14 protein-coding genes and 2 pseudogenes are annotated in these 12,219 nt (G+C 70.5%); 11 read left to right on the forward strand and 5 right to left on the reverse strand.

The window, feature by feature from the left end; translation table 11 throughout:
• Positions 1–374, reverse strand: a 374-nt coding sequence (locus ACTWQJ_RS33430; protein ID WP_443310247.1) for a class I SAM-dependent methyltransferase, incomplete at its 3' end; no start/stop codon positions are given.
• Between the two features lie 133 nt (positions 375–507).
• Between ACTWQJ_RS33430 and ACTWQJ_RS33435 the strand changes: the two genes are divergently transcribed.
• The 5 genes from ACTWQJ_RS33435 to ACTWQJ_RS33455 all read left to right on the forward strand — a co-directional run bounded on the left by ACTWQJ_RS33435 (position 508) and on the right by ACTWQJ_RS33455 (position 5,944).
• Positions 508–1,476: a zinc-binding dehydrogenase gene (locus ACTWQJ_RS33435; protein WP_443310248.1), complete on the forward strand. Its 969-nt coding sequence runs from the start codon at positions 508–510 to the stop codon at positions 1,474–1,476.
• Positions 1,477–1,532: 56 nt separating this feature from the next.
• Entirely contained in the window at positions 1,533–2,234 is a 702-nt protein-coding gene (locus ACTWQJ_RS33440) for a lysostaphin resistance A-like protein (RefSeq protein ID WP_443310249.1), read from the forward strand.
• A 234-nt stretch (positions 2,235–2,468) separates the two neighbouring features.
• A complete protein-coding gene (locus tag ACTWQJ_RS33445; RefSeq protein ID WP_443310250.1) occupies positions 2,469–3,041 on the forward strand; it encodes a dihydrofolate reductase family protein in 573 nt (190 codons plus the stop codon).
• Positions 3,042–3,224: 183 nt separating this feature from the next.
• Positions 3,225–4,406 carry an FAD-dependent monooxygenase gene (locus tag ACTWQJ_RS33450; RefSeq protein ID WP_443310251.1) on the forward strand — a complete coding sequence of 394 codons (1,182 nt, stop codon included), beginning with the start codon at positions 3,225–3,227 and terminating at the stop codon, positions 4,404–4,406.
• Complete coding sequence (locus ACTWQJ_RS33455; protein WP_443310252.1) at positions 4,406–5,944, forward strand: hypothetical protein; 1,539 nt, start codon at positions 4,406–4,408, stop codon at positions 5,942–5,944. Before ACTWQJ_RS33450 ends, ACTWQJ_RS33455 begins: the two co-directional genes overlap by 1 nt.
• A 327-nt stretch (positions 5,945–6,271) precedes the next feature.
• On the opposite strand, the gene ACTWQJ_RS33460 is transcribed toward ACTWQJ_RS33455, so the two are convergent.
• Complete coding sequence (locus ACTWQJ_RS33460) at positions 6,272–6,682, reverse strand: cupin domain-containing protein (RefSeq protein WP_443310253.1); 411 nt, start codon at positions 6,680–6,682, stop codon at positions 6,272–6,274.
• A gap of 230 nt (positions 6,683–6,912) precedes the next feature.
• On the opposite strand from ACTWQJ_RS33460, the gene ACTWQJ_RS33465 reads away from it, so the two are divergent.
• From ACTWQJ_RS33465 to ACTWQJ_RS33480, 4 genes and pseudogenes are all read left to right on the forward strand, one after another.
• Complete coding sequence (locus ACTWQJ_RS33465) at positions 6,913–7,050, forward strand: hypothetical protein (RefSeq protein WP_443310254.1); 138 nt, start codon at positions 6,913–6,915, stop codon at positions 7,048–7,050.
• Between the two features lie 21 nt (positions 7,051–7,071).
• Positions 7,072–7,299: pseudogene (locus ACTWQJ_RS33470) on the forward strand (epoxide hydrolase N-terminal domain-containing protein); the annotation flags it as partial.
• A 43-nt stretch (positions 7,300–7,342) separates the two neighbouring features.
• Positions 7,343–7,525 (forward strand): annotated as a pseudogene (locus tag ACTWQJ_RS33475) (IS256 family transposase); the annotation flags it as partial.
• A gap of 50 nt (positions 7,526–7,575) precedes the next feature.
• Positions 7,576–8,202, forward strand: coding sequence for a GyrI-like domain-containing protein (locus ACTWQJ_RS33480; protein WP_443310255.1), 627 nt, complete (start codon positions 7,576–7,578; stop codon positions 8,200–8,202).
• A gap of 286 nt (positions 8,203–8,488) precedes the next feature.
• On the opposite strand, the gene ACTWQJ_RS33485 is transcribed toward ACTWQJ_RS33480, so the two are convergent.
• Positions 8,489–8,944: a peptidoglycan-binding domain-containing protein gene (locus ACTWQJ_RS33485; protein ID WP_443310256.1), complete on the reverse strand. Its 456-nt coding sequence runs from the start codon at positions 8,942–8,944 to the stop codon at positions 8,489–8,491.
• A 28-nt stretch (positions 8,945–8,972) separates the two neighbouring features.
• On the reverse strand, positions 8,973–9,431 hold the full coding sequence (locus tag ACTWQJ_RS33490) for a peptidoglycan-binding domain-containing protein (RefSeq protein WP_443310257.1): 459 nt from the start codon (positions 9,429–9,431) through the stop codon (positions 8,973–8,975).
• Positions 9,432–9,633: 202 nt separating this feature from the next.
• Between ACTWQJ_RS33490 and ACTWQJ_RS33495 the strand changes: the two genes are divergently transcribed.
• A complete protein-coding gene (locus ACTWQJ_RS33495; protein ID WP_443310258.1) occupies positions 9,634–10,431 on the forward strand; it encodes a peptidoglycan-binding protein in 798 nt (265 codons plus the stop codon).
• Positions 10,428–11,276: a helix-turn-helix domain-containing protein gene (locus tag ACTWQJ_RS33500; RefSeq protein WP_443310259.1), complete on the forward strand. Its 849-nt coding sequence runs from the start codon at positions 10,428–10,430 to the stop codon at positions 11,274–11,276. The genes ACTWQJ_RS33495 and ACTWQJ_RS33500 overlap by 4 nt, the downstream gene beginning before the upstream one ends.
• A gap of 131 nt (positions 11,277–11,407) precedes the next feature.
• On the opposite strand, the gene ACTWQJ_RS33505 is transcribed toward ACTWQJ_RS33500, so the two are convergent.
• Positions 11,408–12,219, reverse strand: an 812-nt coding sequence (locus ACTWQJ_RS33505; RefSeq protein ID WP_443310260.1) for an MFS transporter, incomplete at its 5' end; no start/stop codon positions are given.

The raw sequence follows: 12,219 nt of genomic DNA on the forward strand, positions 1-12,219 counted from the left end.
TCGGTCGCCGTCCTGACCGGATAGAGCCCCAGCGCCGCCAGAACACCGCCCGGCGCGAGGGCCTGCCGCAACGTCAGCACCGTGTCGAACGGCATGTGGTGGAGACTGGCGATGCACGAGATGAAGTCGTACCGGCCGTCGGGCAGTTGCCCCTCGCGCACGTCGGCCCGACGGTACTGGGGGCCACCCCCAGCCGCGCGCGCCGCCTCAATGACCTCCGCATTGGCGTCGACCCCCTCGACGTCCAGGCCCCGCGCCGCGAGCAGCCGCGCGAACCGCCCTGTCCCGCACCCGACGTCCAACGCCGTCCGCGCCCCGTCCGGCACCTGCTTCAGCAACAGCGGGTGGTAGTGGTCGTTGAAATTGAGGCCCATCCCGAAGACCTGCCCCCGGGACCGCCATCCCAAAGACGATCTCCCGCTGAGGAACGACTTGACCTCAACTTTGCTTGAGGTTCTAGGTTGGGGTTGCCTCTGCGATGTCCACCAGAACAGGGATGTGTTCGTGATGCGTGCGATTCAGGTGCGGGAGTTCGGCGGCCCCGAGGTGCTGGTACCCGAGGAGGTTCCCGATCCGGTGGCCGGTCCGGGACAGGTCGTGGTGGGGCTGGCCGCCGCCGACGTCATCTACCTCGACACGCTGCTGCGCGCCGGCTGGGGAGGGGAGTACTTCCCGGTCAAGCCTCCCTACGTACCCGGTGGCGGCGGCGCGGGCCGGGTGCTGTCCGTGGGGGAGGGTGTGGACCCCGGTTGGATCGGGCGCCACGTCGTCGCCCGGGGCTCCGGCGGCTATGCGGAGCAGATGGCCGCCGCCGTGGAGGAGATCGTGGAAGTTCCCGATGGAGTGAGCTCCCTCGATGCGGCGGCCGTACTCCACGACGGGACCACCGCCATGATGCTCACTCACAAGGCGAAGATCGCACAGGACGAGTGGGTCCTGGTGGCCGCGGCCACCGGTGGGGCGGGCTCGCTGCTGGTGCAACTGGCGCGCACCGCCGGCGCCCAGGTCGTCGGGGCGGCCCGGGGCGAACGCAAGCTCGCACTGGCCCGGGAACTGGGCGCGGAGATCGCGATCGACTACTCGCAGCAGGGATGGCAGCACCAGGTCCGCGAGGCGGTCGGCGGCTCCGGTGTCGACCTGGCCTTCGACGGCGCGGGAGGAGAACTGGGCAAGGCAGCTTTCGAAGCGGTGGCAAGCGGCGGCCGATTCGTCACCTACGGCACTTCCAGCGGCGCGTTCGCCGACATCGACCCCAAGGCAGCCGAACAACGCCAGGTACGGGTGACCAACGCCCTCGAGGCCGGGCCGCCCGACAAGACCACCATGCGGGACATGCTCACGCAGGCACTCAAGCTGACCGCGCAGGGCCGCATCCGCTCCGTCATCGGCGCGACCTATCCGCTGGAACGGGCGAGCGCCGCCCACACGTCCCTCGCCCAACGCACCACCCTCGGCAAATCGCTCCTGCTGACCTGAGCGAACCAACGGCGTCCGGGGCATCCCGCCACCACCTGCGGGATCCTGGAGTCAGGATGCGGATCGTCTGTGTCGTTGCCGTCCTGGCCGCCGCGAACCTGATCAACAACTGGCTCGCCCGCGGCCCCCTTGCGTACGTCCTCACCTGCGTGGCCGCGACAGCCGTCCTGCTGCTGATCGCCCGCTGGGACGGTCTCACCCTGGCCGATCTCGGGCTCGACGCGGCAGGGATACGCCAGGGACTGCGGTGGGCGCCCGTCCTGGCCGCCGCCGTCCTCGTCGTCCTCCTGCTCCTCCTCGCCGTCCCGGCCGGCCGAGAGGCGTTCCGGGACGCCCGGGCCGCCGACCTGACCGCCGGGCAGCTGCTGTCGCGCGTGCTGGTACGCGTGCCGATCGGCACCGTGCTGCTGGAGGAGACCGCCTTCCGCGGTGTGCTGTGGGCCATGATCCGGCGCCGACGCGGCACGGCATGGGCCACCGCCGCCTCGTCCCTGCTCTTCGGCCTGTGGCACCTGCTGCCCTCCCGCGGCCTCAACCGCTCCAACTCCGCCGTGGGAACGGCCTTCGGAAGCGACCCGGCGGGCGTGGCGCCGACCGTGGTGGCGGCCGTCGTCGCCATGGTCGCCGCCGGCGCGATCCTCTGCGAACTGCGCCGCCGCTCCGGCAGCCTGCTGGCACCCGCGGCCCTGCACTGGGCGATCAACGGCTTCGGCTACGCCCTGGCCTGGGCAGCACCCCGCTGGTGGCCTCCCACCTGAGCCACGGGCCGACCGGCCCCTGATCGGGCGGGCCGGTCCCGCGGGGCAGTCGAGCGCGAGCTCCGGCGAGGTAGACGGCGGCGGTTTCTCACAGCAGCGCGGCGATGATCGATGAGTTTCTCCGCGATCCGCAGTCAGTCAGTAAGAGTTGGCGTACTGCAGCCGCGAGGTCGGTCGAAGCCGGCCGACCGGACCTGCTGAGAACCAGAACACGGGACACCTAGGAGACCTTCGATGCGTACCCTGATCAGCACCGCCTTCGTCTCGCTCGACGGCGTCGTAGAGGCCCCGGGCGGCGAGCCGGGTTACCGAAACTCGGGTTGGACCTTCAAGGACATGGAGTTCCTCCCGGAGGCATTCGAGATCAAGGGCCGGGAGCAGCAGGAAGCTACCGCGATGTTGCTGGGCCGGGCCAGCTACGAGGCGTTCAGCCCGGTCTGGCCGGGCATGGAGGAGTTCTCCGACTACAAGGTGATGCCGAAATACGTCGTCTCCACCACCCTCACCGAGGACCACCTGGTTTCGAACTGGGGCCAGACCACGATCCTGCGGTCGCTCGACGAGGTCGCCGCACTGAAAGAGACCGAGGGCGGCCCGATCATCGTCCACGGCAGCGCCGCCCTCAACCGGAATCTCTCGGACGCCGGCCTGATCGACCGTTACCACCTGCTTGTCTTCCCGCTCTTGCTCGGCGCGGGCAAGCGTCTGTTCAGCGACACGGACAAGGAGACCCAGAAGCTGCAGCTCGTCGAGCACGAGGCGTACGCCAACGGCGTGCAGAAGAACGTCTTCGACGTCGTCCGCTGACGATGGGCTGATGCGGTTGGCCCAGGGCCGGCCGGTCCGCCCTTCAGCACGTTGACAGACATCTGTCGACATGTTGCTATGAGGCGCTGCTCGGCCGGACCTGCGTCGCGTCGCATGCCGCTCGGGCACCGGATCGACGGCCACGTGACCGGGGCGGCGCCCCCGAACCCAGAGTGAGGACCCATGCCGCAGCGCGCCGCGACCATCGTCGGCGGCGGGATCGGTGGCCTCGCGGCGGCCATCGCCCTGCACCGCCGGGGCTGGCGCGTCGAAGTGCTGGAACGGGCCCCGGAGTTCACTGAGATCGGCGCCGGCATCTCCCTGTGGCCGAACGCGCTGCACGCGCTCGAGGTGCTCGACCTGGCCGGCACCGTCCGGGCACTCGGCGCCGTCGAGGCCACAGGCGGCGTACGCGACCGCCGGGGCCGCTGGCTGTCCCGTACGGACAACGCGGAGCTGGAGCGCCGCTTCGGCCATCCCCTGGTGGTCCTGCACCGCGCGGACCTGTTGCGGGCGCTCACCGAGGCGCTGCCCGCCGACTGTCTGCGGCCGGGCAGCGAAGTGTCCGTGGTCCGCGACGGCGGCCACTGCCTGGTCGTCGATCACAGTGGGGGCGAGTCCCGGCCCGACCTCGTCGTCGGCGCCGACGGGCTGCGCAGTGCGGTCCGCCGTGCCCTGTGGCCAGAAGCGGCCGGCCTCCGGTACGCCGGTTACACCGCCTGGCGCATGGTCACCGAGCCCCTTGCCGAGCGGCCCGCCGAGGGCGCGGCGACCTGGGGCCGCGGAGCGAGGCTCGGCTACACGGCGCTGCCGGGCGGGCGGATGTACTGCTTCGCGACCGCGTCGCTGCCGGCGGGAGCGGCCTCCGGCTCGTCCGAGTACGCCGAACTGCTGCGCCGGTTCGGGTCCTGGCCGGATCCCATCCCCGCCCTGCTGGCCGCCGTTCCCGCGGACGCGGTGCTCCGACATGACCTGTACGACCTGCCGCCGCTGCCCTCCTTCGTCCGCGGCCGGGTCGCGCTGCTGGGCGACGCGGCCCATGCCATGACCCCTAATCTGGGCCAGGGCGCGTGCCAGGCGCTGGAGGACGCGGTCACTCTCGCCCACTGCCTCGACGGCACCCCGGACGTGGCCGCCGCGCTCCGCTCGTACGACCTGCTGCGCCGACCGAGGACCCAGGCCATCACGCGCCGCTCCGCCCGGCTCGGCGCCGTCGGCCAGCTGTCGTGGCCGCCCGCGGTGCTGCTGCGGGACACGGCTGCCCGGCTGACGCCGACGCGGGCGACGCTGCGTTCCATGACGCCGGTGCTCGGCTGGACCGCGCCCGATGACCCGGCGACCGCGACGGAGAGCAAGAGCCACTGATGCCGGACTGGACGTATCACCCGCTGCGTGGTGCGGCCGCTGCCGTCCTCGGCCGGCGCCGTTCGCAGCGAACCGCACTGCGGCTGCTGGCCTCGATCGGCTCCCGTCCCGCCGGCGCGCGGCTGATCGCCCGGGGGTTCGGCCACCGCCATCCGCCGGAGCGGCTCGCCGGCGAGATCGCCGGCGAGCCCGTGACCGTCCGCCTCGGCATATCCGTCCCGCCCTCGCTCGCCCGCGAAGCGGTACGCGCCATGCCCCCGCTCGGGGCTGGTGTCGTCGAGGTGGCGCCTGCCTCGGCGGCCGACGTGGAGACCGTACGCGAGGCCGCTGCCGGCCGCTCGATCCCGCTGGTTGTCCGCGCCTGCGACCCGGAGGCCGAGGCCGCCCTCAAGCCCCACGTCGACGGCTTCACCAGCAGCGACAACCCACATGTAGTCCATGTGTCCGACCCGTCGGTCACCGCCGCGGCCGCCGCGCTCGAGGAGCCGGACGCCGTCGTGCTCGCCCGGCCCGGGGTGCTCGTCGAGGCCGGACCCGGCTGGTTCGCACGGGTCACCGAGGCAGCCACGCCCACCACGCCCGCTCCGGTGCTACGGGACGTCGGCCGCGATCCCCGCCGCTGGCCCGCCTGGTGGTGGGCGCTGCTCGTCGGGCTCGGCATGACGGGTGCCGGACTCGGCGCCGCGGTGATCACGCTCGGGCCGGTGCTGCTCTGGTACGACCGCGACTACCTCGGCATGACGGTGCACCAACTGCATGCCGCCAACCACCACCTCGTGCACTTCCTCCAGCACGACCGGATCACCATGGCCGGCACGATGGTGGCGATCGGCGCCCTCTACACCGGCCTCGCCGTGGGCGGGATCAGACGCGGTTGGCCCTGGGCGCGCGAGGTGTATCTGCTCTCGGGGGCGATCGGCTTCCCCACCTTGTTCTACTTCCTGGCCACCGGCTTCGTGGAACCGCTGCACACGGCCACCGCCATCGTGCTGTTCCCGATGTTCGTGGCCGCGGTCCGTCGGACCCCGCACGCACCGCGGTGGCGCCTGGCGCCCGAGGGTCCGGAGCCGGAGCGCCGACGGGCGCTGGCCGGCCAGCTACTGCTGATCGTCACGGGAGCGGGGCTGTTCGTCGGCGGAGCTGTGATCTCGGTGGTCGGTCTGACCGGTGTCTTCGTGCCGACCGACCTGGCCTTCCTGGACGCCGGCACACAGACGCTGGAGGCCCTGAATCCCCGGCTTGTACCGTTCGTCGCCCACGACCGCGCAGGATTCGGCGGCGCCCTGATGTCCGCCGCGGTGGCGATCACTCTGCTCAGCGCGTGGGGCTGGCGGCGCGGTGAGACCTGGGTGTTCTGGACCTTGGCCGCGGCGGCGGCCGCAGGCTTCCTGCCGGCTGTCGTGGTGCACGGCGCGATCCACTACACGGACTTCATCCACCTCGCGCCGGTCTACTTCGGTATCGCCACGACCGGCACCGGCCTGCTGCTCGCGCGTCCGTACCTCTGCGCCAAGGCGCCGGCGAGGCCGAAGGACTGACGGGGCGCCCCGGACGACTGGGACGCCCCCGATCCACGGACTGGCAGCTGTACGCGGTTGGCCTTCTGAGCCCCGGCGAAGGCCCGATCGTCGGCGAGAGCGGACGGGCGACGTCGTACATCCGCCGCGAAGTCCTGCAGACGGCATCGGACTTCCTCCAACTCCCCAGGTGCCACAAACCGGTCAGATGAAAATGCCGGGACCGTGAGGGCAGTGCTCCTCCCCGCCGTGCACGGTGACCGCGCTGCGGCCGCTGCTAGCCTCCCTGGCGGCGACCGGCTGCTGCTCGGCCAGGGCGGAAAGAGAGATCCGCAATACTGGTGGTCATCATGGCTGGGTAACCCGTAGGTGTCGTCGTTCGGCCAGTTCCTCCGCGCTGACCACGGTCAGAACCGGGGTACCCGCCGGTGCGAACATGGTCACCACCAGCTGCGACTGCGCGTCTGGAAGGTTGTTGGCGCCCTGGTAGTGGATCACGTCGCCTCCGGGCTCGAACAGGGCGTCACCGGCCTTGAGCACCCGGGGCGGCTGCCCCTCCAGCTCGAAGAGGATCTCGCCCTGGGTCACGTAGCCGAAGAGCGGCCCGGGGTGCCGGTGCGGCGGCGCGCCGGGGTCACCGGGCGGCAGGGTGACTCGGATGGTCCTGGCCTCGGCGCCGCCCGGGATCCGGGCCGCCGCCTCCGGCAGGGTCGAGATCACCTCAACGCCTGGGGGCAGGTGTGCGTGCTCAGCGCTCATGTCTTCCTCCAAACAGGGACTGTCCACAAGTAAGGACAAGACGGCCTCCCCGCTTGTGACATCCCTGCGCGGCGAACCTGCCCAGGGCCGCGCCGGAGATCCGGTCGCCCGAGCGGATGAGGGTGCTCAGCTCGCCCATCCGGTCCCAGGTGTTCACCGCCATCCTGGCCTGGACCCGGCCTTCCCACGGCGAGAACGCGACGAACTCCCGATCCGCCGGGGAACCGCTGATGACCAGCTTGTCCTGCGAGGGTGTCGCCGATCCGGACCACGGCATCACCTTCGGCTACGCGATGAACAACATCATCGGGGCCCCGACGATGTGCGCGCCGGGTCTGCCGAGGCGTTTAGGACACCATGTGCCCTAAACGCCTCGTAGCGTACAAACCATGACAGAAAACGGCGCAAACCAGGCAATCTGCCCTTTCCGTATTGATATTCCTCAGGAGCAGCTCGACGATCTGGACACCCGTCTGGACCTGACCCGCTGGCCGGACGAGCTGCCGAGTGTGGGCTGGGAGTACGGCGCCTCACTGCCGTACCTCCGCGGCCTGGCCGACTACTGGCGCAACGCCTACGACTGGCGCAAGCACGAGGCCACGCTCAACGAGATCCCGCTGGGGCCTGGCCTACGAGGGCCTCGCGGCCGCGCTGCGCGAGCGGAAGGTCACCCGCGGGGCCAGCAGCGCGGCTGCGGCCCTGGCCATGGTGTTCAAGCTGGCCGAGTCCGCCCAGGCTCGCTGGCGCGCGATCACCGCACCCCGCCTCGTCGCCCTCGTCCGCAACGGCGCCCGCTTCAAGAACGGTCACCTCGTCGAACGTCCCGAGGTCACCGCAGCCTGAACAACCCTGCTGATCCGTAATGACAATTACTCACAGGAAGGTTCCTCGGCATGACTACCAAGTACGACGTCAAGCGCGAGCTCAAGAAGTGCTACTCGCCCAAGAACACTGACTGGGAGCTCGTCGACATCCCCGAGCTCCATTTCCTCGCCATCGACGGGCACGGCGACCCGAACACCACCGCCGCGTACCGCCACGCGGTCGAGGCGCTCTACGCGGTCGCCTATACCGCTAAGTTCGCGAGCAAAGGCGACCTCGGCAAGGACTTCGTCGTGGGCCCACTTGAGGGACTGTGGTGGGCGGACGACATGGACGACTTCCTGGCCAGGCTCAAGGACAACTGGCGATGGAGACTGCTCATCAACGTCCCCGACTGGATCACTGGCGGCATGATCGAAGACGCCAAGCACACCGCCCTAACCAAGAAGAACCTTCCGGCCATTTCGGACGTTCGGTCAGAGACGCTGCACGAGGGCACCAGCGCCCAGGTCCTCCACATCGGCCCTTACGACGACGAGACACCGATCCTGACCAGGCTGCACCACGATTACCTCCCCGCTGACAACTTGCGGGAGGCGGGGATGCACCACGAGATCTACCTCAGCGACCCACGCAGGACTGACCCCGCCAAGCTCAGGACAATTCTGCGGCAACCCGTAGAAGCGCAATCCGGTTGACTGGTCCTCGCCGTACCACTCACTCTGCCCACCCTCATCGCTACGTACTTCTGCTGGACGGCACTGACCATCCGTCCGTCCGGACCCTGGGATGACGACGCATACGCGGGCATCGTTCTGTCGTGCGTTCTCACCATCGGGGCCGCCGGTGCGGCACCAGGGCATGACCCTGCTGGGCATCAGGACGCCCGAGCGGCTCTGACGCCTTCACCGGCACACGGCACGCGGCCCGTCCTCTCCCCCAAAGGAGGACGGGCCGCGGCGTGTGTGCGGTCGGCGAGTCGGCTCAGCAGACGTTACGGAGCAGGTTGGCGAATTCCGCGAACGCGGCCTTGGTGCGTTCTCCGGGGATCCCGTCGACGACAAGGTTCTTGTCGAGGTTCATGTTCAGGTAGCGCTGCAGCGCCATGACCGTGTTCTTTCCCACGACCCCGTCAACCGTACCGGCCTTGAGGTGCAAGTCGTTGAAAAACCTCTGCGCCGCCTTCCAGCTGTTGGTGCCCAGCTGCCCGTCGATCGTGCCGGGGTTGTAACCCAATACGCGCAGCTGGCACTGCCAGTCCTTCGCCTGCGCGGTGCTCAGCCCCAGGTTGACCACCGCGAGCGGCGCCACTTCGGCGCTCGCCGACTGCTGCTGGGCCGGCGCGGGAGCCGCCATGGCCGTGCCCCCGGTCGCCAGGCCGCCGACGGCGATCCCCACCGCGGCGGTGGCACTGACAAGCGCCTTCGTGAGAACGCGCATACTCTTCCTCTCCATTGACGTGCGATGGTCAGCGGCAGGCCTGCCAGTACGCATCGGCGTACCACGCGAACACTCGCTGGGTCTCCGCTCCAGCGACCCCGTCGACGGCAACGGTGTAGGGGGTGTGGGTGTTCAGGTAGCGCTGCAGCGCCTTGACCGTGTTGGTTCCGACGATTCCGTCGATGGAATCGCTGTAGAAGCCCAGGTCGCGGAAGAGCCTCTGCGCCGCCTTCCAACTGTTGGTGCCCAGGTACCCGTCGATCGTGCCGGGGTTGTAACCCTCATCGCTCAGGAAGCACTGCCAGTACCTCGCCTGCGTGGTAGTCAGCCCCAGGTTCACCACCGCGAGCGGCGCGACCTCGGCACTTGCCGTCTGCTGCTGGGCCGGCGCGGGAGCCGCCATGGCCGTGCCCGCGGTCGCCAGGCCGCCGGCGGCGATCCCCACCGCGGCGGTGGCACTGACGAGTGCCTTCGTGAGAGCGCGCATGCTGTTCCCCTCCATTGACGTGCGATGAGCGGAGCCCACCGCACCGGCCGGCTCCGCAACGAGACTGCGGGTTCGGCGCGACGCCCGGCCACAATCGGCGCCCAAGTGACGGCATCCTGGGACGTCCCACTCGCTGACCTGCTGCGACGCCGACCGTCGAGTCGCTACGGTGGGACGCACATCATCGTTCGGTGGGGGAGACATGTCGCGTTGGAAGTCACTGCCCGCTGAACTGCACCCTCAGGTCCACCACTTGATCGTGCGATTACGCAGACTGAAGGACCGCAGCGAGCTCGGCACGCGTCAGCTGGCCGCGAAGACCGGCTACAGCGCCAGATCGTGGCAGCGCTATCTGAACGGCAGGTCACTGCCTCCCCGGGAGGCCGTCGAGGCGATGGCCCGTATCGGCGGTGACGATCCGGTCCGGCTGCTGGCGCTGCACGAGACCGCCGCCGAGCGCTGGGCGGAGGGACGCGCGGTCGCCGCCGACGCTCCGGAGAGCGACCCGCCGACGCCGGCGGACTCGCCCACTGACCGGCAGCCGTCCGGGCGTTACCCGCGGGCCCTGGTCACGGCGGGAGCGGTGGCCCTGGTGCTGTCCGTCTCGCTGGCGCTCCTGCTGGCCGTGCGGCTCGCCGACGCCCGCGCCCAACTCGCGCACGCACGCGCCGACACCGTCGCGGCGGCCCCGGCCACCGTGTCGGAGTCCCTCGTGCCGGTCGTCTACACCTGCCGGCCGAAGCAGAGTGACGGCCGTTGGTACGCGGGCCTGAGCCGGACCACGGACACCATCCTGGCGTACACGCACGTCGGGCCCGAAGTGGCCGAGGCGCAGTGTCTGTTGCGCCGGGCGGGCGCCTCGCCGGGGGACATCGACGGCGTCTTCGGTCCGAAGACGCAGCGCGCCGTCATACGTCTCCAGAAGCGGGAGGGGCTGGTCGTGGACGGGGTCATCGGCCCGCACACCTGGAAGGCCCTGCGGGAGGCGGATCCGAAGTGACCGCGGAACACACCCAGCTGGTCACGGCACTGCGGGAGCTGAGGGCCCGTACGGGACTGAGTCTGGCGGCGCTGGCGGAGCGTACGGCGTACAGCAAGTCCTCGTGGGAGCGCTATCTCAACGGCAAGGTCCTGCCCCCTCGTCAGGCCGTTCGGGAGCTGTGCCAGGTCGCGGACGAGCCCGACGGGCGGCTGACGGCCCTGTGGGAGATCGCCGAGTCGGAGTGGAGCGGACGCGGGGCGGTCCTCGCTCCCGCCGGCGGAGAGCCGCGGCCACCATCGGCGGAATCGTCGCCGGAGGCGGGGCGCCCGCGCGGTCGCCGGGGCCGGCTGATGGTGGTGCTGGCGTCGGTGTACGTCCTGCTCGCCGGCGGCATGGCACTGGCGCTCTTCCTGCTGCCGGGCCGGGACACGGCGGACGACGAACCGCTGTCGGCCTCCGCCCCGTACTCCGTCGGCCCGCAGTGCCACGGAGCCGCCTGTGAGGGCCGGGACCCGCTGCGCCTGATCTGCGGCATAAACCCCGACACCCTCACCACGTACCGCACCGCCACCGGCGCCCATGTGGAGCTGCGCCACAGCGAGAAGTGCGGCGCGAGCTGGGCCAGGGCCTGGGGGACCCGGATCGGCGACCGGGTGGAGGTCACGGCGGGTGGCCCGACCCACGACGTGCGCATCGGGACCAAGGACGACACGGAGACCTACGTCTACACCGGCATGGCCGCGGCCCACCCCGGCAGCACCGTCCGGGCCTGCTTCCGGCCCGCGTCCCCCGACGGGGAACGGGAGTGCGTCGAGGCCCGCGTGGGCGCGTCCGGCCCGCCCCGGTCCTCGTCACCCCAGTAGCGTCAGGTCCTCCGGCACGTCGATGCCCTTTGCCATGCCGGAGCCTGATGGTCGCCAGCGACGACGACCCCTACTGCGACCCGACGACGTCGGCCCGCTGCGGCTGCCCGGCCGCCGGACCTGCAGGTTGGTCAGCGGTGATCGCGCGCGGGAGAGAGTTCGGCATCCGTGTCGTCTCCGGTCTGCTGCGCCGCCGTGGGCTTCGGCGCGGTGGGTTCGGGCAATGTGCGGAACAACAGCCAGCTCAGGGCGGGCATCAGGATCAGTGGTGTCAGAGCGGTACGCAGGGAGGTCGCGTCGGCGACGCTGCCGATGAGAGGGCTGACCAGGCCGCCGATGCTGACGGTCAGCCCGAGGGTGATCCCGCTGGCGGTGCCGATGCGCGTGGGCAGGTAGTCCTGGCCGAGGGTGACCTGCAGCGAGAAGGGGACGTACAGGCCGGCGGAGGTCAGTACCACGAACACGTAGATTGCCGGGCCGGGTATGAACACGATCCCCGTGACGGCGGCGACCGTGACGAGGTACGACCAGCGGGCGACAGTGACCCGGTCCCAGCGGTTGGCCAGGCTGCCGCCCAGCACAGAGCCCACCGCGCCGCCGAGATAGAGCACGAACAGCGCCCCGGTGCCCGCTGCCGTACTGCCTCCCAGACGCTGCTGGGCGTAGAGCGAGATGAAGGTGCTCAGGCCGATGAAGACGATGGACCGGCAGACCACGGCCAGCGACAGCTTCACGAACGAGGCCTTGTCGTCGGTGCCCGTCGCAACTGCGGTGCCGAAGCCACCGCGTACTGTTTTCTCCCGTGCGCGCAGGACGGGCAGACACAGCACGCTGCCGACGAGGGCCGGCACCGCAAGCAGCGGCGACAGGCGCAGACCGCCGGAGGCGACGACGGCGGTGACCATGAGCGGCGCGGCGGCGAAGCCGAGGTTGCCACCGAGGG

The sequence above is a fragment of the Streptomyces sp. KR55 genome, assembly GCF_052245645.1.
Classification (GTDB): domain Bacteria; phylum Actinomycetota; class Actinomycetes; order Streptomycetales; family Streptomycetaceae; genus Streptomyces; species Streptomyces flavusporus.

Coding starts and splice junctions, on each gene's coding strand:
- ACTWQJ_RS33435 (WP_443310248.1), top strand. CDS start 508: ATGCGTGCGATTCAGGTGCGGGAGTTCGGCGGCCCCGAGGTGCTGGTA.
- ACTWQJ_RS33440 (WP_443310249.1), top strand. CDS start 1,533: ATGCGGATCGTCTGTGTCGTTGCCGTCCTGGCCGCCGCGAACCTGATC.
- ACTWQJ_RS33445 (WP_443310250.1), top strand. CDS start 2,469: ATGCGTACCCTGATCAGCACCGCCTTCGTCTCGCTCGACGGCGTCGTA.
- ACTWQJ_RS33450 (WP_443310251.1), top strand. CDS start 3,225: ATGCCGCAGCGCGCCGCGACCATCGTCGGCGGCGGGATCGGTGGCCTC.
- ACTWQJ_RS33455 (WP_443310252.1), top strand. CDS start 4,406: ATGCCGGACTGGACGTATCACCCGCTGCGTGGTGCGGCCGCTGCCGTC.
- ACTWQJ_RS33460 (WP_443310253.1), bottom strand. CDS start 6,682: ATGAGCGCTGAGCACGCACACCTGCCCCCAGGCGTTGAGGTGATCTCG.
- ACTWQJ_RS33465 (WP_443310254.1), top strand. CDS start 6,913: ATGACCAGCTTGTCCTGCGAGGGTGTCGCCGATCCGGACCACGGCATC.
- ACTWQJ_RS33480 (WP_443310255.1), top strand. CDS start 7,576: ATGACTACCAAGTACGACGTCAAGCGCGAGCTCAAGAAGTGCTACTCG.
- ACTWQJ_RS33485 (WP_443310256.1), bottom strand. CDS start 8,944: ATGCGCGTTCTCACGAAGGCGCTTGTCAGTGCCACCGCCGCGGTGGGG.
- ACTWQJ_RS33490 (WP_443310257.1), bottom strand. CDS start 9,431: ATGCGCGCTCTCACGAAGGCACTCGTCAGTGCCACCGCCGCGGTGGGG.
- ACTWQJ_RS33495 (WP_443310258.1), top strand. CDS start 9,634: ATGTCGCGTTGGAAGTCACTGCCCGCTGAACTGCACCCTCAGGTCCAC.